Source organism: Acidipila rosea (assembly GCF_004339725.1).
Taxonomy (GTDB): Bacteria; Acidobacteriota; Terriglobia; order Terriglobales; family Acidobacteriaceae; genus Acidipila; species Acidipila rosea.
Map to the genome: position 1 here is coordinate 1,212,153 of NZ_SMGK01000001.1, position 22,246 is coordinate 1,234,398.

The following is a 22,246-nucleotide window of genomic DNA, read 5'->3' on the forward strand; positions in this document are numbered from 1 at the left end:
GCTATCGACAAAATCCTAAATGAGACAGACGCATGAAGCCAGCGGCACGCTCACTCCTATCGCGGGTTCAGCTGGATCGCCAACCGCGTGTCCGTGGGGAAATCCACCTCGTGGCCTTTCATGATCCACCGCTGCGTTACAGATTTTCCCAGCGCATAAAACGCGAATCCCATCGTCATATTATGGTCAGCCACCGTCACCGCCAGGATGCGTGCCACGATACCGAAGCCGTTGCTGGTCACGCCCTGCTGGGTCAACCCTCCGTCGCCGTCCGTTGATGCCATCGCCATCAGGCCCAGCGTCAGGGGAGCCAGCAGCTTGTTCTTCTGCCCGGCCTTGGCGCCGCCCTCCTGGTCAATGGTTACGGCGCTCCCCGGTGCAGCCTCGGCTGCTGCCAGTTGCCCGTGGATCTCGCGGGCCTTCGTGCCCTCCGGCAGGACGAGTTTCTTAAAGGTGAAGCGCAGTTGCCCCGTCCGGGAGAACGACCTCGCCGGTCGCGCTACCACCACGCTTCCTTCCAGCTTCGTCCCCTCCGGCAGGATCACTTCCTTCTTATCGGCGGTCAGCAGCGGCGCGGTCAAAATCGCCTCCGCAGGCTCGCCTTTCTTTGACGTGGCCGAGTTCAGGTGTTCCACCAGTCGCGCCTCGATCAGGCCGACAGGCGGCTTGGTTCCAGGCGGCGCCTGCGGCATAGGTTGGGAGTCGGTGGGCGGCAGGTCTACCGGCTCCGTAAGCTTGGCGTCGTACTCCGTTCCTGCCCACACGTCCTGCGGGTGGTACGGCATCTGCGCATATAGGAAGCGCCTCAGTCGGTCGCCCTTGCCCGGCTTGCGGATCACGTCCAGCGCTTCCTCCCGCCGCTGCCGCAGCTGGTCCATCGCCTGTTGCCGCAGCGATCGCTTCTTCGTCCCGCCCATCTTCACTACGCCCGCATCGCGGTGTTTCACCACCGTGTGGATCTCCGTCTCCGCCCCATTCGGCAGCGTCAGCCGGTTAAAGGTCACATCGGCTTCCTTGAGCGGCGTAAAGTCCCCGTCCAGCAGCGCCTCGGTGCGCACCGAGCGCTTTACCGGGTGCCTGCCCGTAATCATCCCGCTAACCTTCGTATTCACCGGGAGAACTTCGTGGTCCACCAGGTAGACAGGCGCGATCAGGTGCCCCGTCACCGGCGTGCCGGGCTTCAGTTTGTAACTGTGATCCAGTTCCACGCGCAGCGGCACGTCTGCTGGAATCTGGCTCGTCTGCGCCAACGCGCTGGCGGCGAGGGAAAAGGTTGCCAGGAGAAAAATTCTCCAGCTCATCGCCTCACCTCGGAAATCTGCCACTGCGCATCTTCCCTGAGACGGGTAAAGGAAGAAAGGGTAAGCTCCAATGGGTCTCTCTTCTTGGAAATTGAAAATCTGGGATCGAACCTGAGATCAAATACTGGCCGCGGAAAGCTTACCTGGAGCATATGGCGGGGCGATCTGCCTGGACCACCCGCTCGTAGATGCCTCGTAACTAAAGCATAAAGGAAAATCGGATCAGCGGGCAGTCTTGTTTACCCGCTGCATCTCTTCCTTGGTCAGCAGAAAACGCCGGATGTAGCGCAGCGGCTCCTCGTGGGTTGCCATCTCCCGCAGATGGTAGCGCCACACGTCCGCCTTCAGGCTGCGCCGGGTAAAGGCCTTGCGTGTAACTGTAATCACGTTGCCGTTGCCGTCGTTACGGGTGTAGCTGGTTGCCGGCACGAGGAAGGTCAACTGCTCCCCCTCCTTCCAGAATTTCCGCGCGAAAACATGAGAGAAGATCAGAGCGTAATATCTATGGCCGAGGTCCAGAACCGCCACTGCAGTTTCGAAATCCTTCCACTCCGGCTCGATATGCGTCTGATACCACTTTCTAAATTCAAATCCGTTGGACCTGGCCCTAAGAATCAACATGGTAAGAACTTCTCTTCGAGTCATTATCACGCTCGCCTAACTGCAGATTTAGCAGCTTTACAGGAACAGCCAATAATAACCGCCCTTTGAGCCTAATGGCGGCGGTAGTAACAGGAATAGCAGGGAATTCTCCGCCGCAGGGTCCAAAATGGCATCCTCGAACGTCTATCATCGAAGAAGCGAATGTCGAGCAAAGCCCCGTATCTCCGCCGGTTCCTGTTGTTTGCCCTGTTTCTGCTCCCCTTGCAGTCGATGTCTCTCCGCGCGGATACGGTCGATACCGACCCCCTCAACCGAACCCCTGAAGTCCGGGAAGCCTTTGCCCGGTTTTACCTGCTGGACTATGACGGCGCTGTTGCCAGGTTTGAAAATATCCGCGCTGCCCATCCCGGTGACCCTCTCGCCACTGCCTACGTGCTGCACGCCAGGCTCTTTCGCGAACTCTACCGGCTTGACCTTCTCGATACGACCTTTTACGCCAACGACGGCTTCCTAACCGGCAAGCACACCGTAGTGGAAGACCCTAAGGTTCGCGATGAGATCAAGGCGCTCTCTGACCAGTCCGTCAATGAGGCCAACGCGTTGCTCAAGAACAACTCCAACAATATTGATGCGCTCTTTGCTCGCGGATGGGCGCGCAGCCTCGATGCTGTCTACCTCGCCATGGTCGAGCGCAACTTCGGCCCTGCTCTTCGCATGGCTCTTGGCGCCCGCAGCGACCACGACAAGGTGCTCCAGCTGGATCCCCGCTACGACGACGCCAAGATGGTTGTCGGAATCTATCAGTATGTGATCGGGGCTCTGCCCTTCGGCTTCAAGCTGCTGGTCGGCTTCGCCGGCATCACCGGCTCCAAGACCAAGGGCATGGAGCTGCTGCAGGATGCCGCCAATCATGCCGTCCTTACCTCCGTCGAAGCGCGGACCGCCATGATGCTCTTCCTGCGCCGCGAGGCGAAGTATCCTCAGGCACAGCAGATGGCCCGCGATCTCTCCACCCAGTATCCCCACGATTTTCTCTTCCTGCTCGAAGACGCGAACCTTGAGAAGGATGCCGGCCAGGGACTCAAAGCGATCGGCTCTTATCAGGCGATCCTTCTCGATGCGAAGAAGCCCGGCTTCTTCTACAATCCGCACCTCGAGCTGGCTTACTTCGGCCTCGGGGACACCCTGCGCGGACAGAACATGTACGGCGATGCCGCCAAGGCCTTTCTCGCCGGCTCCCAGCAACCGACCACCAGCCCGGAACTCAAGCGTCGCTGCCTGCTCGCCGCAGGCCAGACCTATGACCTGATGCATGACCACACCGAAGCCCGCGTCGAGTATCAGGCCGTGCTCGCCAACGGAGCCAATACCGTCCAGGGCGACCAGGCGAAAAAGTTCCTGAAGACGCCCTATTCGAACCACTAGAGCCCCGGAATCGGGCCGACAGCGATAATCGTTATCAGGTAATAACAATTATCCTCGTCGGGCCAAAACGAGCCGCTTTGGCCCCTGAAATGCGCTAAAAATGCACTTTGTGAAAAATAATTGTTGCAACAAATATTGTTCCCGCACATCTGAAGAACACCACCATTTTCAAGGAGCGGAAATCCGCATGATTCTCAGCAAACGAAAGTCGCTTTTCTCCCTCGCAGCAGCAGGTATTCTCATCGCAGCCGCCGGTGTAGCGCAGGCGCAGTCAACTACCTGGTCCATCGATCCGGCTCACAGTGAAGCGGACTTCAGCGTGAAGCACATGGGCATCTCCAATGTTCACGGGCGTCTCGGCAACATCACCGGCGCCGTGACCTTGAACGATAAGGACATCACGCAGTCGCAGGTAAAGGCCACGATCCAGACAGCCACCGTCGACACCGGCGTCGCGCAGCGCGATACTCACCTCAAGAGCGCAGACTTTTTCGACGTCGCCAAGTATCCGCAGATGACCTTCGAGAGCACCGGCATCACCAAAGTTGACGGGGAACTGAAGATGACCGGCAACCTCACTCTCCACGGCGTCACCAAGCCCGTAACCCTAGCGGTAGAAGGCCCAAGCAAAGAGCAGCTCGATCCATACGGCAAAACGCGCCGCGCATTTTCCGCAACGACAACCATCCATCGCCAGGATTTTGGACTGCTCTGGAACGGAAATCTGAAGTCGGGCGACACTGTCATCGGAGACGACGTCAAAGTAGAACTGGACATCGAAGTCATCAAGCAGTAGCGGGGCCGCTCATGGCAAACAAGCTGCAACATGAAATCAAGCAGGGCCGCCCTTTTTCAAGTCTTGAACAAGAGGCGGCTCTGAATATTCAACGAACAGCGGACGACCTGCAGCGAACGTTTGCCAAGCTCATCAAGCCCTTTGGCATTACTCCCACGCAGTACAACGTGCTGCGTATCCTGCGCGGCGCGGCACAGACGGGCTTGCGCTGCGCAGAGATCAGTGAGAGGCAGATCAGCCGCGAACCTGACATCACGCGGCTGATCGATCGCCTGCAGCGCCTGAAGCTGGTGCGCCGCAAACGCGATCCGCAGGATCGCCGCGTGGTGCACAACTACATTACTGAAGAAGGACTCGAGAAACTGGCCGCACTGGACCCGCTGATTGGTCCTGCCATCAAGGATCAGCTGGGACACATGGGCGACGAACGCCTCTCGTTGTTGATCGACCTGCTCGAAGAGGCGCGCGCCAATCCCAGCGACTCTTAGAAATCTACATGCATGCGCACGGACTCGACCCACACCGGGCCGCGATCGCGGTTGTAGCCGGGGTGATCGAGATGCGTCATTCCCAGCGCATAGTAAACGCCCTTCCACGTATGCAGGTTGTAGTAGCTCTCGAGAATATTCTCGCGGCTATAGTTGAGCCTGCCGTCGCCGAGAATAAATCCGAGTCCACCATCCTTCAGATAATTCTGGTGATCTTTCTTGATGGCGTTCGAATCATAGGCAATGCCTATCTTGTCGAAGGGGCGCCCCCATTGATTGCCGGCGTAGTCGCCGCCGAACTCGACGGTCTGATCGACCTCGGTATAGGCGAAGGATTCATGCTGTCCCTCGTTCCACCCGACGCGTGAAAAGAGGCGAAGCTCCGGCGTGATTTCCTGCTCGCTGTTCCAGCCGAATCCATACTTCACGGCGCCCAGGCGCTCATGCGCAGTAATGTCCGGTACTGGATCAATGCCGGCGACAAACGCGCGCACCGCCTCGCGATAGTTGCCCATGTGGGCGTTGTTGCGATAGGCGAGAATGCGGATTGCTCCTTCGCGTCCATGGAGGAGCGAATGCCGCCACTCATATTCCCAGTTCTGACCGCGCGCCCTGGAGAAGGCCCAATCCAGGCTGATGCCGTTGGCAACCGTGGGCATCGCGAAGAAGCCATAACGAAAGCTCCAGTTGCGATCATCGTACTCTGCCACTCCGCCGACAGTGTAGCCGCGCGTATCCGCCGCATAGTCCCACGCTCCGTCATTGTCCACGGTCCAATCCATGAACTGCAGATGGCTGTCACTGCCGACCTCATTGATGTCGAAGACGTCGGGCAGGGAGAACTTGCCGATGCGAAATTCAAAGCGGCGCACGGGCAGGTCAGCAGCCAGTGAAAATGGGCCGCGTGGGGCGTGTACCGTTTCGTCCGTGAGCCCGATCACCTGACGAATTTCACCGCGGGCAAGATACGGCGTTGAACCGAGATTGGGATTGCGCACCACATCGAGATTGGTAAATCCGGCGAGACCCAGCGCTTCGCTCAGGCCGCGTCCTCCTGCGCTCTCAAAATCCACGATTAAGTCCGTGTGATAGCGAACGCTGTGCGTGGGGGAGTAAGCGAGGAAGAGCGTGCCCAGCAGGGAAGTCTTGTACTCGCCGCCGCCGTGAAAGCTGTTCGTTCCCTGATAGGGCGAATGAAAGCCCGGGTGAGATTGAAAGATGATATTGCTCTGTCCCTGGATGAGCCAGGGCGCACTGTCGCTATGCGGAAAGAGGGTCAGATCCGCAGCGTGAGGCTCTTCGATCGCCTCTGGAGAAGCGCCGGAACTGTCGGAGCCTTTGTTCTGCGGGGCAAAGAGAAGCGCGGAAAAATCAATGGGGTGAAGCAGCGGCTCAGCAGGCGCAGTCTGCCCGGAGCCCGCCGGAACAACGCCAAGGACCAGGAACACGAGCGCGCACAGATCTCTCCGGGATTTGGGAAATTTGAACAAAATCTGATCACTCTCTTGATTGAAATATGAGGTCCATAGACCGGAGGGGTCGTACTGGAACATCTGCCTTCCTCAAAATACGACAAGAATAGTCCTAATTGCAACCCTCTGACTTTATTACACTTTTGAGGCGCGCCGGGAAGAATGAAAGGCAGTTAAAATTCCGCGTGGCGGTGGGACCCGCATCAGAGTGGAAAACAGAGAGGTGAAGCCGCTGGGCGTCTGGCGCGTCTATACTTTATCTATGTCGAAATACTCAATCGTCGTTCCCTTTCACAATGAAGAAGATAGCGTCACCGCACTCTATGACCGCCTGAAGGCTGTAATGGAAGGCGTAGGCGACAGCTTCGAACTGGTTTTTGTGGACGACGGTTCGCGCGACCGCACCTACAAGCTGCTGGAGGAGATTGCAGCAGTAGACAGCCGCGTGCTGGTGGTGAAGCTGCGCCGTAACTTCGGGCAGACGTCGGCGCTGGCCGCCGGCTTCGATCACGCGCAGGGGGATTTCATCCTGGCGATGGATGGCGACCTGCAGCATGATCCCGACGAGATTCCGCTGTTCCTTGAAAAGCTCGAAGAGGGCTACGACGTTGTGAGCGGCTGGCGCAAGGAGCGCATCGATAACTTCGTGATGCGACGCATCCCTTCGCGTTGCGCGAACTGGCTGATGGCGAAACTTTCAGGCGTCGACATCCATGATTTTGGCACGACCTATAAGGCCTATCGCCGCGAGGTGATTCACAACATCCCGCTCTACGGCGAGATGCATCGCTTTATCCCGGCGCTGGCTTCGTGGTACGGGGCAAGCATCTGCGAGATTCCGATCAAGAATGTACACAGGGAAAAAGGCAAGTCGCACTATGGCATCAGCCGTACGTTCCGCGTCTTCTTTGACCTGATGACGATTCGCTTTCTGCTCAAGTACATGACCCGCCCGATGCACTTCTTCGGTGGCATGGGCGCGCTGAGCATGCTGCTGGGCGGAGCTGTTTCCTTGCTGCTGGCTGCGTTGAAGATCTTTACCCATCAGCATGTGATGGATGAGCATGGGCCCCTGTTTGTGATTGCCGGAGTGCTGATCCTGGCGGGCATCCAGATGCTGGCGATCGGGCTGCTGGGAGAGCTGCAGGTGCGGCACTATCACACCGCGACCCACCGGGCTCCTTACGCAGTGGATCGTCTGGTGCGGATGCGCGCACCGGGCGAGGCGAGCATCCTGCACGAAGACTGATCAGAGGATTGATCCACGTACACTCCGACTAGCTATTTGGCGCGCGGATGGGTGCGATCGTAGACCGCTTCAATATGGCTGCTGGTGAGCTGCGTGTAACGCTGGGTAGTCGAAAGCCGCTCGTGGCCGAGCATCTCCTGAATGGCGCGAAGGTCAGCGCCCTCCTCAAGCATGTGGGTGCCGAAGGCGTGCCGCAGGGTGTGCGGATGCACATCGCTGGACAGCCCGCTGGCGATGGCGATCTGTTTGACGATGCGCCCGACGCTACGGGTGGTGAGGCGGCCATCGCCGCGCAGTTTCATGCTCAGCAGCAGGGCGGGACTCTCCTTTTTTGCGGCGGCAAGCCTGGCGGCGCGGACGGGCAGGTAGCTGCGAATGGCCGCGGCCGCGGCGTCACCTAAAGGCACCAGCCGTTCCTTCCGGCCCTTTCCACGAATGAGGATGGCTTCGTTCGCCCACTGAATATCTGCGAGATCAAGACCGACGAGTTCCGCGTTGCGGATGCCGCAGCCGTAAAGCAGTTCAAAAATGACGCAATCGCGTTCGGGCCATGCGGCTGTTTCCGCTTCCGCGGCGCGGTCGACGCTGCGATTCATCTCCTCCAGGGTGGGTACGCGAGGGAGATGCTTAGGAAGTTTGGGCGTTGCGACCAGTGCGGCTGGAGACTGCTCGACATGGCCGTGACGCGCCAGCCAGCGGAACCAGGAGCGGATGGCTGCGAGCGAGCGCGCTACCGATGCTTTGGACAAGCCGCGCGCGTAAAGCGTGGCCAGATAGGCGCGGACATGCTGATGCTCTACGTCGCGGATGCTGGTCTGTTTCAGCGAAGATGCGAAAGCGGTGAGCTCGCGCTCGTAGGCGCGCAGGGTGTGCGGTGAGGCGTTGCGCTCGTGCGCGAGCGAGGTGAGATACTCGGCAGCGAGTTCGCCGGGAGCCTGCGTCATGGCTGCTGCTTCTGCGTGGCGCGCGGGTGGTGCTGGCGGTGGACTGCCTTGAGCCGGCCGAGCGCGAGATGAGTGTATACCTGCGTGGTGGCGATATCCGCGTGGCCAAGGATGGTCTGGACGGAGCGGAGGTCGGCTCCGTGTTCCACCATGTGGGTGGCGCAGCTGTGGCGAAGCTTATGAGGGCTGGCGTGGCTGTCGCTCTGCTTGACGAGCCGCCAGACCCACTCGCGGCTGAGCGCGTGCCCGCGCGAGGAGAGGAAAAGCTCGGTCGCAGTGCTCTGTCTGGCCAGCAGGCTTCGTCCGCGCGAAAGATAGGCGCTGATGGCCTGGACGGCAGGCGCACCGAGAGGAACGAATCTCTCCTTGTCCCCTTTGCCGCGGACGAGGGCGCGGCCTGCGTCGAGCGCGAGATCGGCGACGCGGAGGGCGGTGAGCTCAGAGACGCGCAGGCCACTGGCGTAGAGCAGTTCGAGAATGGCGCGGTCGCGTAGCGCGATGGCATCGGCCTGCGGATGGTCGGCGGCGTGCGCGGCACGCTGGAGCATGGCGCCGACTTCGCTCTCGGCGAGCGATTTGGGCAGCACTTTCCAGGTGGCGGGCGAGTCCAGGTTGAGCGTGGGATCGTGATGGATGCGCTTGTCGAGCAATAGCCAGCGATAGAAGCCGCGCAGGCAGGAGAGCTTGCGCGCCTGGGAGCGGGCCTCTACGGCATGAGTGGCGAGGTGCGCGAGAAAATCAGATACATCCTGACGGGTGGCGGCTGGCAGGGTCGCGCGGCCCTCGAGGAACTCGGCGTATTGCAGCAGGTCGCGCTTGTAGGCTTCGCAGGTGAGAGGCCGGAGGCCTTTCTCGATGCGGAGATAGGCAGCGTACTCCTCAAGCAGCGCGGTGGCTTCCATGGTTATTATTATCCGGTAGCCTGCTGCCCGGTCGCGCAGGAACTGCACCGGGGAACCAACTTCATCAGTACTTTACATTGGACGGGGTGCAAAGTAGCGCCGCATCATTGAGAATGGAGTATGAGGCCGGAGTTGCAGGGCTTCAATTGTCAGGAGCAATACAAGTGGTAACTACGCAGACAGTGGCAGCGGGCCGTTACGGCGCCGCGGAGTTCGAGAAGGCAGTGCTGGCGACGAAGCCGAAGATTGCGGTCTTTGACTGCGACGGCACGATGTGGAGCGGCGACGCCGGATATGGCTTCATGGTCTGGTCGATGGAGGCGGGGCTGGTTTCGCGCAACGCAAGCGACTGGATCGACTCGCAGTATCGTCTCTACCGCGCGGGAGAAGTCTCGGAGGCGGAGATGTGCGCCGAGATGGTGCAGATCTATGACGGGCTGCGCGAGGACGAGATGCGCCATGCTGCCGCGGAGTATTTTCGCGGCCATATTGAGATGAATATCTTCCCGGAGATTCGCCGGCTGCTGGAGCGGCTGAATGCGGATGGAGTGGAGATTTGGGCTGTGAGCTCGACGAACAACTGGGTGGTGGAAGAGGGTGTGAAGCGCTTCAACATTCCTGCGTCCCGGGTGCTAGCGGCGCGTGCGCTGGTAAAGGACGGGGTTGCTACGAGCGAACTGCTTGATGTGCCGACAGATGAGGCTAAGGCCAAGGCGCTGGTGAGGGCAGGAGTGCCACATCCGGATGCGGTCTTCGGCAACTCGATCCACGATGCGGCCATGCTGGAGATTGCCCGGCATGCCTTCCCGGTGAATCCGACGCCTGCGCTGGAAGCGCTGGCGGCGAGTCGCGGCTGGACGGTTTTCTATCCCGAGTCAGTGCTGCAGGACCCCAAGCAGTAGGGCTGCGGCACGCGAGTCAGAGCTGAATGTGGAAGGGCGTCTGCCAGTGGCTCCCGCGGCGAAGAAGCGTGCCTGTGGAGCTGTCGCGCTGTATACTAGTAGATGTGACTGCGACCACTATCGACACCCTCCATGCCGGTCCTGAAACGGGCCAATCCGCAACCGATAAACGAGTGCTGCTGCTGAAGCCGCGAGGCTTCTGTGCCGGTGTGGTTCGCGCCATCGACATCGTGAAGATTGCGCTCGATACCTTTGGCGCTCCGATCTATGTCCGCAAGGAGATTGTGCACAACAGCTTCGTGGTGAACGAGCTGGCCGAGAAGGGTGCGATCTTTGTCGAGGATATCGACCAGGTGCCAGAGGGGCAGCGTGTGATTTATTCCGCGCACGGCGTATCGCCGGCAGTGCGGCAGCACAGCAAGGATCGCAAGCTCAAGGTGATCGACGCTACCTGTCCGTTGGTGACCAAGGTTCACGTCGAGGCGGTCAAGTTTGCCAAGCAGGGGTATTCGCTGGTGCTGATCGGGCATCGCGATCACGACGAGATTGAAGGTACGCTGGGAGAGGCTCCCGATGTGACGCAGGTCGTTTCGACGGCCGAAGAGGTGCAGTCACTCGAGGTTCCCGATCCGGAGCGGGTCGCCTACCTGACCCAGACGACGCTCTCGCTCGATGAGGCGCGGGATATCATCCAGGCTCTCAAGATCAAGTTTCCAAAGATCGTCGGGCCGCATTCGCAGGACATCTGCTATGCGACGGAAAACCGCCAGATCGCGGTGAAGAATGTCGCCCACAGCGCGGACCTGGTGCTGGTGGTGGGGTCTACCAATAGTTCGAACTCGAACCGGCTGGTTGAGGTCTCACAGAATCTGAGCACCCGCAGCTATCTGATCGATAACTCGGCTGCCATCAACCCGGCGTGGCTCGAAGGCGTTTCCACCGTTGCGGTTACGGCAGGCGCCTCTGCCCCTGAGGTGCTGGTGGAGGATGTTGTGAAATACCTGCATCAAAAGGGATTTACGAGCGTCGAAGAAGTAGAGGTGATGCCGGAGAATGTTCGCTTCGGATTGCCACCTGAGATCGTACAGGCCATTTCCTCAGCTCCGGCTGCGAGCCCGGCTGCAGTTTAAGGTTTTCACTCACGCATGAGTACATTTCAAGCAGAGCCCAGCAGGCCGAAGTATGGACGGATCGACGCCGGCCTTGAAGAGGTTGACGCAGCTGCGGCCAGGGCCCGGGACCACGTATTTTCCATGCAGAGCCCGGAAGGGTTCTGGTGCGGCGAACTCGAAGCAGATGCTATGCTCGAGGCCGACTACATCTTTGTTCATGTCGTGCTTGGCACCGGCGACCCGAGCAAGATGCAGCGCGCGATGAACGAGATCCTGCGCTATCAGAATGAAGACGGCGGCTGGTCGCTCTATCCAGGCGGCCCCTCCAATATCAGCCTTGCGGTGAAGTGCTACTTTGCGGGCAAGCTGATGGGGATGTCAGCCGATCATCCAGTGCTGGCCAAGGCGCGCAAGTGGATTCTTGCAAATGGCGGCGTAGTTGAATGTAATACTTTCACTAAAATCTATCTCTGCTGCCTAGGGCAGTACGAGTATGATGCGGTTCCAGCGATTCCTCCTGAGATTGTGCTGGCGCCGAAGTGGTTTTATTTCAATATCTACGAGATTTCCTCCTGGTCGCGCGCCATTCTGGTGCCGCTTTCGATTGCGTATGCGAAGAAGCCCTTCAAGAAGATTCCGCATGAGCAGGGAATCGATGAGCTCTTCGTTGGTGGTCGCGAGAATGCCAAGCTGCACCTGCGCTGGAACAAGGACAAGAAGATAAGCTGGCGCAATTTCTTCCTGGTGCTCGATCGTATCGTGCACTGGGCAGAACGTGTTCACATACGCCCGCTCCGCAAAATCGCGCTCAAGAAGGCGGAGAAGTGGATGCTCGAGCGCTTCGAGATGTCCGACGGGCTCGGCGCTATCTATCCGGCCATGTTGAATGCAATTATCGCGTTGCGCTGCCTGGGATACTCAATCGACGATCCGCAGGTCATCCGTGCGCTGGACGAGTTCGAAAAACTGGGTATAGACGAGCCGGAAGGCACGCCCGATTATCCGGTGCCGACGTTCCGGATGCAGCCTTGCATGTCACCGGTCTGGGATACTGCGCAGGCGATTTATGCGCTGGGTGAAGCTGGCGTATCGCGTACTGATCCGCGCATGCTCAAGGGGGCGGACTGGATGCTGGCCAAGGAAGTTCGTCACAAGGGTGACTGGTCGGTCAAGAATCCGAAGATGCAGCCGGGTGGCTGGTACTTCGAGTTTAACAATGAGTTCTATCCGGATGTCGATGATTCTGCGCAGGTTCTGCTTGCCTTGAATAAGGTAGACAATCCCCGCGAGCGGTATCAATACGACGTCACGAAGAGGGCGATCGACTGGATCTTCTCGATGCAGTGCAAGAACGGTGGCTGGGCCAGCTTCGACAAAGACAATACGAAGATGATTTTCCAGTACATCCCGTTTGCCGATCACAATGCCATGCTCGATCCGCCGACGGTAGATATTACCGGCCGCGTGCTGGAGACGCTGGCGATCTATGGCTACACCAGCAAGGATAAGCGGGTCGAGAAGGCTATCAAGTTCATCTATAGCGAACAGGAGCCGGACGGAAGCTGGTTTGGCCGCTGGGGAGTGAACTATCTCTATGGAACGTTCCTCGTGCTGCGCGGGCTGGAGGCGATGGGTGTCTGGAACCATGAGCCGCAGATCCAGCAGGCAGCCGAGTGGATCCGCTCCGTGCAGAACGCGGATGGAGGCTGGGGCGAGAGCTGCGGCAGCTACGATGATCCGACGACGCGGGGCATCGGGCCAAGCACTCCTTCGCAGACTGCGTGGGGGATTCTCGGGCTGCTGGCCGCAGGCGACACGCGGAGCGACTCTGTAGCCAAGGGGATTCGCTGGCTGCTGACGCACCAGCGGGCGGATGGTTCGTGGGATGAGAGCGTTGGCGAGGGGATTACCCGTCAGGCAATCTACACCGGAACCGGGTTCCCGCGGGTCTTCTATCTCGCCTATCATCTTTACCGGGACTACTTTCCACTGCTGGCGCTCACGAACTATCGTCGCGCCATGGATCGCACCAATTAGACCGGCTGGATCATCCAATTGAGTTACAGGGCTTGAGCCGAGCCCGCGAAGGAGGACAATGGCCGTACCCATTTCCCAGGCATGGACAGTAGCAACCTACGTCCTTGGGCAGAAGATGAAGGGCCGCAAGCGGTATCCGCTGGTGACGATGCTGGAGCCGCTCTACCGCTGCAATCTTGCATGCGCAGGCTGCGGCAAGATTCAGTATCCGGCGCACATCCTGAAGCAGGAACTATCGCCGGAAGAATGCTTCCGGGCCGTGGAGGAAGCGGGCACGCCCATGGTTGCCATTCCTGGAGGCGAGCCGCTGCTGCATCCGCGCATCGGCGAGATTATCGAAGGATTAGTGGCGCGCAAGAAGTATGTCTATATGTGCACCAACGCGCTGCTTCTTAAAGAAAAACTTCACCTATTCAAGCCGAGTAAATACTTCTCTTTCTCCGTCCACGTGGACGGTCAGCGTGAGCATCACGACTTCTCCGTGTGCCGCGAGGGTGGCTACGACATAGCGGTTGAAGGCATTCGTGCGGCGCTGGCCAAGGGCTTCCGGGTGACCACCAACACGACGCTCTTCGACGGGGCTGATCCTAATTCGGTCCGGGCGTTCTTTGACGAAATGATGGAAGTGGGCGTGGAAAGCATGATGGTGGCGCCCGGCTACACCTATGAAAAGGCTCCCGACCAGAAGCATTTCCTGGGACGGGCACGTTCACGGCGGCTTTTCCGCTCGATTCTGTCGAACCGCAAGAAGGGCTGGCGGTTCAACGCGAATCCTCTCTACCTTGAGTTTCTGATGGGGAAGCGCGATTTTCGTTGCACGCCGTGGGGCATGCCGACCTACTCGATCTTTGGATGGCAGAAGCCCTGCTATCTGCTCCAGGACGGCTATGCCGATACCTTTAAGGAGCTGATGGAGGCGACGGAGTGGGCGAATTACGGTACGGAATCAGGAAATCCGAAGTGCGCCAACTGCATGGTGCATTCAGGGTATGAGGCGTCGGGCGTCAACTATACGTTTGGTTCGCTGAAAGGTCTCTGGGAGACGGCGAAGGCGACCTTTTCAAGCGTCTATCCAGATAAGGGCGCGCTCGATCTGCTGAACGAGCCGGCCAAGCCACACGCGCCTCTGGTGCAGATTCATACGGCGACGACCCACGTTCGTGAGACCGAGGAGACAACGGTATGAGCGGGTCGGTTGCTGTAAATCCGGACGATCAGGAAGTAGCGGCAGGGCGGGAACGGGAGCAACTCGAAGGCTCCATTCCGTCCCTGGCTACGGAAGAAGAGATCCGGGCCGCGTTCGAGCAGGCGTTCGACTATCGTGGGGACGTGACGCTGACGCTGAAGGACGGACGCAGCATCAACGGCTACGTCTTCGACAGGAGGAGCGGGTCTACGCTGGCTGATTCAGCGGTGAGGGTCATTCCTGCCAATGAACGGACCAAGCTCACGATTCCTTACTCCGACATTGCGGCGCTGGCGTTTACGGGGCGGGACACGGCCGCAGGCAAGACCTTCGAGGCCTGGGTGAAGAAGTACAAGGAAAAGAAGGCCGCCGGAGAGAAAAATATAGCTATCCATCCGGAAGCGCTCGACTAAACATCAGGTTCACCCGCAGGTTATCCACCTGCGGGTGGGCGTAGTACTAAGCGCCGGGAGCCTTCGCGGCGAGGATTTCGGGCCGGTCGATCTCCGGTGCTTTGACGAAAAGATCTTCGGCCCTGGCGAAGAGTGCCTTGGCGATTTCACCATGGATGTGTGCGTCCCGGGATTTCTCGTCAGCGAAAGTATCGAAGATCCCGTAGCGATTGTTCCCCATTTTGACGGCGTACCATGTCGTGGTGCCCTCCTCTTTGACAGCCAGCGGCTGTGCAGACTTTAGAAACTCTTCCACCTCTTTTTCCTTGCCGGGCTTGGCTTCCATCTGTGCCCACAGTGCGTATTTATCCATTTGCCTATTTCCTCCATAAGTTGTGATGCCTTCTGGTGAAGGAGGTTTCGCGAGCAGGATCCCCATTTTTTGTCAGAGCAACAAAGGACTTCATTTGCGTGTCCAAGGCTAAGGTATGAATGCAAGACGAGTACTTACCATTGCAGTTCTGGGTATCACGGCTTTGTTGGTAAACGTGGCGGCGCTGGCGCAGATCTCTCCTCCGCCGCAGGAAAAGCAGATTCTCGATCTGACGAATCGCGATCGAGCGGCGCAGGGGCTTACCCCGCTTGCCTGGGATAGCTCGCTCGCGGAGGCTGCCCGCAAGCATGTTCAGATCATGGTGCAGTATGGACAGCTTTCTCACCAATATCCGGGCGAGCCTGCGCTTGTCGTGCGAGCGGGGCAGGCAGGAGCCCACTTCAGCGCAGTTGCCGAGAACGTGGCGGAGGGGCCGACCCCGGCGGCGATTGAGCAGGAGTGGATGCATTCGACGCCGCATCGGACCAATATTCTCGATCCGCAGATGAATCATCTGGGAGTTGCGATCGCCGCGCGGGACGGACAGCTGTACGCTGTTGAGGATTTTTCGAGCGCCGTGGCGTCTCTGAGTCCGTCCGAGGTGGAACAGCGAGTCGGAGGACTGCTGCGGGAGCGCGGCATCGAGCCGTCAGGGCCTACCGCGGAGGCTCGTAAGGACTGCGCGATGGAAAGCGGGAGCGCAGGGCCCTCGCACCCGCTTTCCATCATGCGATGGGAGAGCTCCAACATCAATGCGCTGCCGCCGCAACTGATTCAGCAGCTGGGCAATGGGAAGTTGAAGACAGCAGCGGTAGGCGCATGCTCCAGCACGAGCCGGCCTAACCAGGGGTTCACCACCTATCGGGTTGCGGTGCTGCTCTACTGACGACAGTCGCAGTTGAGTAACAGCTAGCGCAGACGGAAGGACTTGACGGCGATCGCATGCGGATTTTTGCCCGCCGGCAGCATGGTGAAGAGTGCCCCCGGCTGCGTCTGCCCGGAGAGCGTATAGCTCATGGTGCGCACGACGGCCAGATCACCGGAGCGGGTGTTAACCGAGAGCAGAAGGTTTCCGGCGCTTGAAAATGCGAGTGCGTCGGGGCCGTCGCCGACGTGGACGGAGTTGATGCGCTTGCCGTCGTCGATGGAGTAAACCTCCACTGTGTCGGCGTTGAAGTTGCTGACCCAGAGGGTTGAGTTGTCGGCGCTGACGATGCCGAAGGCGGGGTGAGCGCCGATGAGATAGGCGCCGCCGACCTCGTTCGTGTCTGTGGCGATCTCCGAGATGGTATCGCTGTTGAAGTTGGAGACGAAGATTTCGCCGCCATCCGGCTTGAGCGCGAGCTGGACTGGGGTGTGGCCGACATCGAGCAGGGCCAGTTCACGATCGGGCTGGCCTGCGGTAGCAGGAGTGGCTGCGCGCGCGAGGGCGATCACCATGACCTGATGGCCGCCGGAGCAGGCGATGAATGCCTTGGAGGAATCCGGCAGGATGACCGCATCCGTGGCTCCGGGACAGCCGGAAAAGACGCTGCGAACCTTCAGCGTAGCGGCGTCGATGATGGTGATGCTGCCGCTTACACGGTTAGTGACGACCAGGCTGGTTGCATCGCGCGAGATGCGGGCGAGCCCAGGACCCTCGCCGACTCCGATGGCGGCGATTTCACGGCGGCGGTTCAGGTCGATCACCGAGACATTGTTCGAGCCTGCATTGGCTACGAAGGCGCGTGTTCCGTCAGCGCTTACATCGATGAAATAGGGCTGGCGATGGACTGGGATGGTGGCCGCAACTTTATTGACAACTGTATCGATCACGCTAATTGTGCCGCTGCGGCTGTTGACGGCGTAGACTTCATTCCGGCGAGGATTCGCAGTGATGCCGGTGGGGTCCGCTCCTACGTTGAGCACCCGGTCAGGCCGCAGGTTGACGAGATCGAGGACGGCAACTGTGTTGTTGCCGCCGATGGTCACGTAGGCATATTCGCGATAGTTGGCTGGATAGCGTGGAAAGCTGCTCTTGCGACAGGCAGCCAGCGGGAGAAGCGCTACGAGCAGCAGGGAAAAACAGGCGCTTACGCGGGTGTACCGCGGCGCTGGTGTTTGGATGGAAGAATTGGAAACTGCATGTTCCTCCACTTCGCTTCGCTCCGGTCGGCATGGCAGCCGTGGGGTGGGAATCTCTGGTTTCTCAACCCGATTCGCTCTGGATGATAACAAGACCCTGGCGGAGATGGGCGGCACTGAATAGCGCAGTGCCGCCCATCTCCCGAGCCAAGAAGCAGAAGCTAGCGAGTCGCGCTGGCGTGCTCGGAGACCTCGATGCTGCGAGGCAGGTTCCGGTGCAGGACCTGAGCGATCTGACCGGCCTCATCCATGAGCTGCGTGAACTGCTCGGGGTAGATGGACTGGGCGCCATCGGAGAGCGCCTTGTCCGGCTGGTGGTGGACTTCGACGATGAGCCCGTCCGCTCCAACGGCGACAGCTGCACGGCTGAGCGCGATGACCTTGTTGCGCTTGCCGGTGCCGTGGCTGGGATCGACCACGATGGGCAGATGGCTGAGACGCTGGACAGCGGGAACGACGCTGAGGTCGAGGGTGAAGCGGGTATGTTCTGCGAAGGTGCGCACGCCGCGTTCGCAGAGGATGACCTCGTAGTTGCCTTCGCTCATGATGTACTCGGCGGCCATGAGGAACTCCTCAAGGGTCGCGGCCATGCCGCGCTTCAACAGAACGGGCTTGCGCTTTTTGCCGGCTGCGCGCAGAAGGGAATAGTTCTGCATGTTGCGGGCGCCGATCTGGATGATGTCTGCGTAGTCGTTGACGAGTTCGAGGGCTTCAGTATCGATGGCCTCCGTGACGATGCGCAGGCCGTACTTGTCGCGAATCTCAGCCATGATTTTGAGCGCTTCTTCGCCAAGGCCCTGGAACGCATAAGGCGAGGTGCGGGGCTTGTAGGCGCCACCGCGGAAGAACTGTGCACCGGCTGCAGCAACCTGCTCGGCGACCGCGAAAGCCTGCTCCCGCGTCTCGATGGAACAGGGGCCAGCGATGACTGCCAGGTCGCGTCCACCGATCGAGGCATTCGTGCCCGGGAAGCGGATGATGGTGTCTTCGTCTTTCACGTCGCGGCTGACGAGTTTGTAGGGCTTGGAAACGCGAATCACCTCGGCGACGCCGGAGAGTTCCTCGATATTGCCCTGATCAATCTGTCCCTGGTTGCCGGTGATGCCGATGGCAGTGCGCTGCGCGCCGGGCATGGGGTGAGGACGGAAACCTAACTGCTCAATGTGTTCGCAGACAACCTGAATTTCTTCGGGCGTCGCCTGCGCCTTCATGACGACTAGCATGTGGTGTGCACACCTTTCCTTATGAGCCTTAAGTGTATCGCGAACGAGCACAAACCCGCCGCCAAAGTTCCATGGACTTTGCTTCCAAACGTGGGGGCGCGATAGTCGCAAAAGGGACTATCTGAGACGAGGCGCGTGGTTTCGGTCATAGATCGAGGACGCTCTCCGGTTTGCCGTGGGCCACGACTTCGCCGGCCTTGATGACGAGCAGATTGTCGGCGTGGGCGCGGGCCTGCGCAAGGTCGTGAGTGACCCAGAGGCAGGTGAGCCCCCGCTCGCGAATCAGGGAGGCGAGCAGGTCTTCGATGCCGCGCTTGGCGTCTTCATCGAGGGCAGAGGTTGGCTCGTCGAGCAGAAGAACCTCGGGTTGGTTCATGAGGGCGCGAGTGATCGCCACACGCTGTCCTTCTCCGCCGGAGAGGGTGGCCGGGGAGCGACTGGCGTAGCCGGCTAGCCCCACCTGAGCCAGTGCTGCTTCGATCTGGTCCTGGGAAACACTCTCGCCATGCTGCCGAGGGCCGAAGGCGATGTTTTCTCCGACAGTGCCGGGGAAGAGATAGGCGCGCTGCATGACCATGCCAATGCGGCGGCGAAGCTCCCGGGGGAGGATGGTGCGGGTGTCGGCACCGTCGAGGAGGACCTTGCCTGAGGTCGGCTCATCGAGGCGATTGATGAGGCGCAGGAGGGAGCTCTTGCCTGCGCCGCTAGGTCCAACAATGCCAAGGACTTCGCCGCGTTCGACCCGGAAGTTGATGTTGGATAAAAGAAATCGCTCCGACGGCGGAGGCAACTCCCGGCCAAGATCTAAGCACTCAATTAGAGGAAACAATGGCGGCGATTGACCCACAGGACACAGTGTAGGCAATTAAGTCCGCGAGGCTCAACCTCAATTCAAGAGACGAGGAACTCCCCTATGACGATCAAAACGAATGACCTTACGACACGGATAAGAATGGGCGCAATCACCCTCTCTGCAGCCGTCCTCTTTTGCGCTCTCCCTGCAACCGCCCAGATGGCAGGAGGAGGTGGCGGCATGCAACAGTCCTCTCCGCAAGCACCTGCAGGGCAGCAGCCGGGGGCTCAACAACCCGGCGCCCAGCCAGGAATGATGCCCGGCGCGCCGAATAGTCCGCAAATGATGATGGATGACATGTTCGTCAAAAAGGAGATACAGGGTGGCATGGCACAGCTGCAACTGGGACAGTTGGCACAGCAGAAGGCGTCGAGCGATGATGTGAAACAGTATGCAGCCAAGATGGTTCAGGACCATACCAAGATGTCGAGCATTCTGAATCAAGCGGCACAGCAACTCCACATCAAGCCCTCAGACAAACTGGATGGCAAGGACAAGTCACTGGTAAAGAAGCTGCAGACATCGTCGGGGCAGCAGTTCGACGAGATGTATATCGAAGCTATGATCAAGGATCACAAAGAGGCGCTGAAAGAGTTCAAGAGCGAAGCGGAGAATGGGCAGAATCCTTCCCTGAAGCAGTTTGCAAATCAGGGCGCTCAGATGATCCAGCAGCACCTGCAACTGGCTCAGCAGCTGGCTCAGGCACACAACCTGCCGGAAGATGGAAAGGCGAAGATGAAGTCGGGCGAGTAGCGAGAAAGGGCTGGATTGAAGGAGGGGCGCCGGGGAACTTCCGGCGCCATTTTTGCGTTTCATTAGAATAGCTGTAGTGAGTATGAAAACCATCGCGCCGAAACAGCTGTTCCGTGCAGGAGTGCTGCTTGTTGTTTTGGCCTCTCTGTCTGTGGCAGTCTTTGCGCAGGCGGTCAAGGATCTGCCTTCCCCCACAAACTACGTGAGCGACTTCGCTCATGTGCTCTCGCCTGCGGTCACGCAGCAACTGGATCAGCTCTGCGCTGAAGTCGATCACCAGGCGAAAGCGCAGATTGCCGTGGTGACGGTAGAGACTACCGCGGGGCAGGAGATTGGCGACTATGCAGTGCAGCTCGAAGATGCATGGAAGGTCGGGCCCAAGGGCAGCGATCGTGGCGTGATTGTGCTGCTTGCGGTGAAAGACCGAAAGCGGTTTATTTCCACCGGCTATGGACTTGAGGGCATTCTGCCGGATAGCAAGGTCGGCGTGATCGGACGGCAGATGGTGCCCTATCTGCAGAAGGCCGACTATGACTCTGCGGTGAGTCTGGCGGTGAACCAGATCGCCCAGACGATTGCGACGGATGCGAATGTATCGCTGCGGTCCATGCAGAGACGGGCTCCGCCCCAGGCGGTGCAGTTAAGCCTTGGACAGATAATTTTTCTCGCGCTGGGCGCCTTCCTCGTAATTATCTTCCTGATGAGAGCGGGGGGCGGTGGCCTGCTGGGCTTCCTGCTGGGGATGTTTCTCGGCGGTGGGGGTCGTGGTGGCCGCGGCGGATGGGGTGGTGGCGGCGGTGATGGTGGTGGCGGTGGCTTTGGCGGATTCGGTGGCGGCTCGACCGGCGGCGGTGGAGCTGGCGGCGATTGGTAGTATGGCAACGGCGAAGAAGGAGAACGCAGATTTATGAAAAAGGGATTGTGGGTAGCGGTCGGTTTTCTAGTGGTCATCGCGCTTGCCGGACTGCTGGTCTTTGGCAGCTATATCAGCGCGAAAAACCAGATGGTCGCCAAGCAGGAGGCGGTGCATGAGTCATGGTCTCAGGTGGACATAGTTCTACAGCGGCGCGCTGACCTGATCCCAAACCTGGTTGCCACGGTGAAGGGCTACGCCAAGCACGAAGAGACGGTCTTTGGGGACATTGCCAATGCGCGCGCCGGGCTGCTGAATGCCCGCGATCCGCAAAGCAAGATTCAGGCGAACGGACAGCTGGATTCGGCACTGGGCCGCCTGTTGATGCTGACGGAAAACTATCCTGACCTGAAGTCGAACCAGAACTTCCTGGCGCTGCAGGACCAGCTTGAAGGCTCTGAAAACCGGATCGCCGTGGAGCGGCGCCGCTACAACGAGACGCTCCGTGACTACAACACCTTCATCCGGCAATTTCCCAACAGTATCTGGGCCAATATGGCAGGCTTCCAGCCGAATAATGCCTATTTTGAAGCCAGTCCGGGCTCGCGAAACGCTCCACAGGTGAAGTTCTAAGCGAAAGTTACCTGGGTACAGTCCGGAATTGGGACGGATGTTACTGTGGTGTTACTTAAGTTTTGTTTACAGAAATGCTATAAAGGCTCTACTTTCAGCATGTGGGCAGTTCTGGGGGAGGGCTGCTCTAGCGCCTGTGACTCTTTGTAGTCCAGGCGCTTTTTTAGGTTCGCAATCAGCTATTCCGGGGCACGGTACTGCGACCTTTCCTGGTGATCCAGCATCTTCTATAGTGACCCCTCATATAAAATTGAGGTGGTAAAAAAGCGATTAAGCTGAAGGAGGAACATGGCAGGTCAGGCAGTATTGGAAGTGAATGATGCAACCTTCGAATCGGAGGTGCTGCAGTCGAACGAGCCCGTTCTCGTAGATTTCTGGGCTGCCTGGTGTGGGCCGTGCAAGGCGCTGGGACCGATTGTCGATGAAGTTGCGGCAGAGTTCACCGGCAAGCTGAAGGTGATGAAGATGGATGTGGATCGCAACTCCGCGACCCCTATGCGCTACGGAATACGGGGAATCCCCGCGCTGCTGATTTTCAAGGGCGGCAAGGTAGCGGATCAGATTGTTGGCTATGTGCCCAAAGAGACGATCACGCGCAGCCTCTCGAAGGTGATTGCCTAAGTTT

At 59.2% G+C, this 22,246-nt stretch carries 23 protein-coding genes; 14 read left to right on the forward strand and 9 right to left on the reverse strand.

All coding sequences use genetic code 11. The features are described 5' to 3' along the window. Positions 1 to 56: 56 nt before the first annotated feature. Positions 57 to 1,325 (reverse strand): hypothetical protein, encoded by a 1,269-nt coding sequence (locus tag C7378_RS04940; RefSeq protein ID WP_131992490.1) that lies wholly within the window; start codon positions 1,323 to 1,325, stop codon positions 57 to 59. A 198-nt stretch (positions 1,326 to 1,523) separates the two neighbouring features. Further along, positions 1,524 to 1,922: a hypothetical protein gene (locus C7378_RS04945; protein ID WP_243648070.1), complete on the reverse strand. Its 399-nt coding sequence runs from the start codon at positions 1,920 to 1,922 to the stop codon at positions 1,524 to 1,526. A 183-nt stretch (positions 1,923 to 2,105) separates the two neighbouring features. On the opposite strand from C7378_RS04945, the gene C7378_RS04950 reads away from it, so the two are divergent. The 3 genes from C7378_RS04950 (at position 2,106) to C7378_RS04960 (ending at position 4,613) form a co-directional block, all read left to right on the forward strand. Continuing rightward, on the forward strand, positions 2,106 to 3,329 hold the full coding sequence (locus tag C7378_RS04950) for a tetratricopeptide repeat protein (protein ID WP_131992493.1): 1,224 nt from the start codon (positions 2,106 to 2,108) through the stop codon (positions 3,327 to 3,329). A gap of 187 nt (positions 3,330 to 3,516) precedes the next feature. Further along, the gene (locus tag C7378_RS04955; RefSeq protein ID WP_131992496.1) at positions 3,517 to 4,125 is read left to right on the forward strand and encodes a YceI family protein; all 609 of its coding nucleotides are present in this window, start codon (positions 3,517 to 3,519) and stop codon (positions 4,123 to 4,125) included. An 11-nt stretch (positions 4,126 to 4,136) separates the two neighbouring features. Beyond that, on the forward strand, positions 4,137 to 4,613 hold the full coding sequence (locus C7378_RS04960; protein WP_131992499.1) for a MarR family winged helix-turn-helix transcriptional regulator: 477 nt from the start codon (positions 4,137 to 4,139) through the stop codon (positions 4,611 to 4,613). On the opposite strand, the gene C7378_RS04965 is transcribed toward C7378_RS04960, so the two are convergent. Next, positions 4,610 to 6,061, reverse strand: a complete 1,452-nt coding sequence (locus tag C7378_RS04965; protein WP_243648071.1) for a carbohydrate porin — start codon at positions 6,059 to 6,061, stop codon at positions 4,610 to 4,612. The two genes, C7378_RS04960 and C7378_RS04965, sit on opposite strands and share 4 nt — an antisense overlap. A 286-nt stretch (positions 6,062 to 6,347) precedes the next feature. Here C7378_RS04965 and C7378_RS04970 point away from each other — a divergent pair, with 286 nt between their 5' ends. Next, positions 6,348 to 7,334 (forward strand): glycosyltransferase family 2 protein, encoded by a 987-nt coding sequence (locus C7378_RS04970; RefSeq protein ID WP_131992891.1) that lies wholly within the window; start codon positions 6,348 to 6,350, stop codon positions 7,332 to 7,334. Positions 7,335 to 7,366: 32 nt separating this feature from the next. Here C7378_RS04970 and C7378_RS04975 read toward each other — a convergent pair whose 3' ends face one another. Next, positions 7,367 to 8,278: a tyrosine recombinase XerC gene (locus C7378_RS04975; protein ID WP_131992505.1), complete on the reverse strand. Its 912-nt coding sequence runs from the start codon at positions 8,276 to 8,278 to the stop codon at positions 7,367 to 7,369. Further along, positions 8,275 to 9,180 (reverse strand): tyrosine recombinase, encoded by a 906-nt coding sequence (locus C7378_RS04980; RefSeq protein ID WP_131992508.1) that lies wholly within the window; start codon positions 9,178 to 9,180, stop codon positions 8,275 to 8,277. Before C7378_RS04980 ends, C7378_RS04975 begins: the two co-directional genes overlap by 4 nt. Positions 9,181 to 9,344: 164 nt before the next feature. Between C7378_RS04980 and C7378_RS04985 the strand changes: the two genes are divergently transcribed. The 5 genes from C7378_RS04985 to C7378_RS05005 all read left to right on the forward strand — a co-directional run bounded on the left by C7378_RS04985 (position 9,345) and on the right by C7378_RS05005 (position 14,830). Beyond that, entirely contained in the window at positions 9,345 to 10,082 is a 738-nt protein-coding gene (locus C7378_RS04985) for an HAD family hydrolase (protein ID WP_243648072.1), read from the forward strand. Between the two features lie 104 nt (positions 10,083 to 10,186). Continuing rightward, positions 10,187 to 11,212 carry a 4-hydroxy-3-methylbut-2-enyl diphosphate reductase gene (locus C7378_RS04990; protein WP_424221153.1) on the forward strand — a complete coding sequence of 342 codons (1,026 nt, stop codon included), beginning with the start codon at positions 10,187 to 10,189 and terminating at the stop codon, positions 11,210 to 11,212. 15 nt (positions 11,213 to 11,227) lie between these two features. After that, on the forward strand, positions 11,228 to 13,231 hold the full coding sequence (gene shc / locus C7378_RS04995) for a squalene--hopene cyclase (protein ID WP_131992517.1): 2,004 nt from the start codon (positions 11,228 to 11,230) through the stop codon (positions 13,229 to 13,231). Between the two features lie 58 nt (positions 13,232 to 13,289). Continuing rightward, a complete protein-coding gene (hpnH, locus tag C7378_RS05000; protein ID WP_131992520.1) occupies positions 13,290 to 14,417 on the forward strand; it encodes an adenosyl-hopene transferase HpnH in 1,128 nt (375 codons plus the stop codon). Next, positions 14,414 to 14,830, forward strand: a complete 417-nt coding sequence (locus tag C7378_RS05005) for an RNA-binding protein (RefSeq protein WP_131992523.1) — start codon at positions 14,414 to 14,416, stop codon at positions 14,828 to 14,830. The genes hpnH and C7378_RS05005 overlap by 4 nt, the downstream gene beginning before the upstream one ends. A 46-nt stretch (positions 14,831 to 14,876) precedes the next feature. Here C7378_RS05005 and C7378_RS05010 read toward each other — a convergent pair whose 3' ends face one another. Then, entirely contained in the window at positions 14,877 to 15,182 is a 306-nt protein-coding gene (locus C7378_RS05010; protein WP_131992526.1) for a putative quinol monooxygenase, read from the reverse strand. A 115-nt stretch (positions 15,183 to 15,297) separates the two neighbouring features. On the opposite strand from C7378_RS05010, the gene C7378_RS05015 reads away from it, so the two are divergent. Further along, entirely contained in the window at positions 15,298 to 16,068 is a 771-nt protein-coding gene (locus tag C7378_RS05015) for a CAP domain-containing protein (protein ID WP_131992529.1), read from the forward strand. Positions 16,069 to 16,091: 23 nt separating this feature from the next. Here the strand turns inward: C7378_RS05015 and C7378_RS05020 are convergent, their stop codons facing one another. The 3 genes from C7378_RS05020 to C7378_RS05030 form a co-directional block, all read right to left on the reverse strand. Next, a complete protein-coding gene (locus tag C7378_RS05020) occupies positions 16,092 to 17,318 on the reverse strand; it encodes a YncE family protein (RefSeq protein WP_243648073.1) in 1,227 nt (408 codons plus the stop codon). Positions 17,319 to 17,467: 149 nt separating this feature from the next. Continuing rightward, the gene (gene aroF / locus C7378_RS05025; RefSeq protein WP_131992532.1) at positions 17,468 to 18,529 is read right to left on the reverse strand and encodes a 3-deoxy-7-phosphoheptulonate synthase; all 1,062 of its coding nucleotides are present in this window, start codon (positions 18,527 to 18,529) and stop codon (positions 17,468 to 17,470) included. A gap of 145 nt (positions 18,530 to 18,674) precedes the next feature. Beyond that, complete coding sequence (locus C7378_RS05030; RefSeq protein WP_243648074.1) at positions 18,675 to 19,358, reverse strand: ABC transporter ATP-binding protein; 684 nt, start codon at positions 19,356 to 19,358, stop codon at positions 18,675 to 18,677. An 84-nt stretch (positions 19,359 to 19,442) separates the two neighbouring features. On the opposite strand from C7378_RS05030, the gene C7378_RS05035 reads away from it, so the two are divergent. The 4 genes from C7378_RS05035 (at position 19,443) to trxA (ending at position 22,242) form a co-directional block, all read left to right on the forward strand. After that, positions 19,443 to 20,135 carry a DUF4142 domain-containing protein gene (locus C7378_RS05035; RefSeq protein ID WP_131992536.1) on the forward strand — a complete coding sequence of 231 codons (693 nt, stop codon included), beginning with the start codon at positions 19,443 to 19,445 and terminating at the stop codon, positions 20,133 to 20,135. 82 nt (positions 20,136 to 20,217) lie between these two features. Next, positions 20,218 to 21,009 carry a TPM domain-containing protein gene (locus C7378_RS05040; protein ID WP_131992538.1) on the forward strand — a complete coding sequence of 264 codons (792 nt, stop codon included), beginning with the start codon at positions 20,218 to 20,220 and terminating at the stop codon, positions 21,007 to 21,009. A gap of 33 nt (positions 21,010 to 21,042) precedes the next feature. Then, positions 21,043 to 21,621, forward strand: a complete 579-nt coding sequence (locus tag C7378_RS05045; RefSeq protein ID WP_131992540.1) for a LemA family protein — start codon at positions 21,043 to 21,045, stop codon at positions 21,619 to 21,621. Between the two features lie 288 nt (positions 21,622 to 21,909). Continuing rightward, a complete protein-coding gene (gene trxA / locus C7378_RS05050; protein ID WP_131992542.1) occupies positions 21,910 to 22,242 on the forward strand; it encodes a thioredoxin in 333 nt (110 codons plus the stop codon). The last annotated feature ends 4 nt before the right edge of the window (positions 22,243 to 22,246 follow it).

Bases quoted from the DNA above. Each gene is read 5' to 3' on its own strand.
- C7378_RS04945 (WP_243648070.1), bottom strand. From the start codon at position 1,922: ATGTTGATTCTTAGGGCCAGGTCCAACGGATTTGAATTTAGAAAGTGG.
- C7378_RS04950 (WP_131992493.1), top strand. From the start codon at position 2,106: ATGTCGAGCAAAGCCCCGTATCTCCGCCGGTTCCTGTTGTTTGCCCTG.
- C7378_RS04955 (WP_131992496.1), top strand. From the start codon at position 3,517: ATGATTCTCAGCAAACGAAAGTCGCTTTTCTCCCTCGCAGCAGCAGGT.
- C7378_RS04960 (WP_131992499.1), top strand. From the start codon at position 4,137: ATGGCAAACAAGCTGCAACATGAAATCAAGCAGGGCCGCCCTTTTTCA.
- C7378_RS04970 (WP_131992891.1), top strand. From the start codon at position 6,348: ATGTCGAAATACTCAATCGTCGTTCCCTTTCACAATGAAGAAGATAGC.
- C7378_RS04975 (WP_131992505.1), bottom strand. From the start codon at position 8,278: ATGACGCAGGCTCCCGGCGAACTCGCTGCCGAGTATCTCACCTCGCTC.
- C7378_RS04980 (WP_131992508.1), bottom strand. From the start codon at position 9,180: ATGGAAGCCACCGCGCTGCTTGAGGAGTACGCTGCCTATCTCCGCATC.
- shc (WP_131992517.1), top strand. From the start codon at position 11,228: ATGAGTACATTTCAAGCAGAGCCCAGCAGGCCGAAGTATGGACGGATC.
- hpnH (WP_131992520.1), top strand. From the start codon at position 13,290: ATGGCCGTACCCATTTCCCAGGCATGGACAGTAGCAACCTACGTCCTT.
- C7378_RS05005 (WP_131992523.1), top strand. From the start codon at position 14,414: ATGAGCGGGTCGGTTGCTGTAAATCCGGACGATCAGGAAGTAGCGGCA.
- C7378_RS05010 (WP_131992526.1), bottom strand. From the start codon at position 15,182: ATGGATAAATACGCACTGTGGGCACAGATGGAAGCCAAGCCCGGCAAG.
- C7378_RS05015 (WP_131992529.1), top strand. From the start codon at position 15,298: ATGAATGCAAGACGAGTACTTACCATTGCAGTTCTGGGTATCACGGCT.
- aroF (WP_131992532.1), bottom strand. From the start codon at position 18,529: ATGCTAGTCGTCATGAAGGCGCAGGCGACGCCCGAAGAAATTCAGGTT.
- C7378_RS05035 (WP_131992536.1), top strand. From the start codon at position 19,443: ATGACGATCAAAACGAATGACCTTACGACACGGATAAGAATGGGCGCA.
- C7378_RS05040 (WP_131992538.1), top strand. From the start codon at position 20,218: ATGAAAACCATCGCGCCGAAACAGCTGTTCCGTGCAGGAGTGCTGCTT.
- C7378_RS05045 (WP_131992540.1), top strand. From the start codon at position 21,043: ATGAAAAAGGGATTGTGGGTAGCGGTCGGTTTTCTAGTGGTCATCGCG.
- trxA (WP_131992542.1), top strand. From the start codon at position 21,910: ATGGCAGGTCAGGCAGTATTGGAAGTGAATGATGCAACCTTCGAATCG.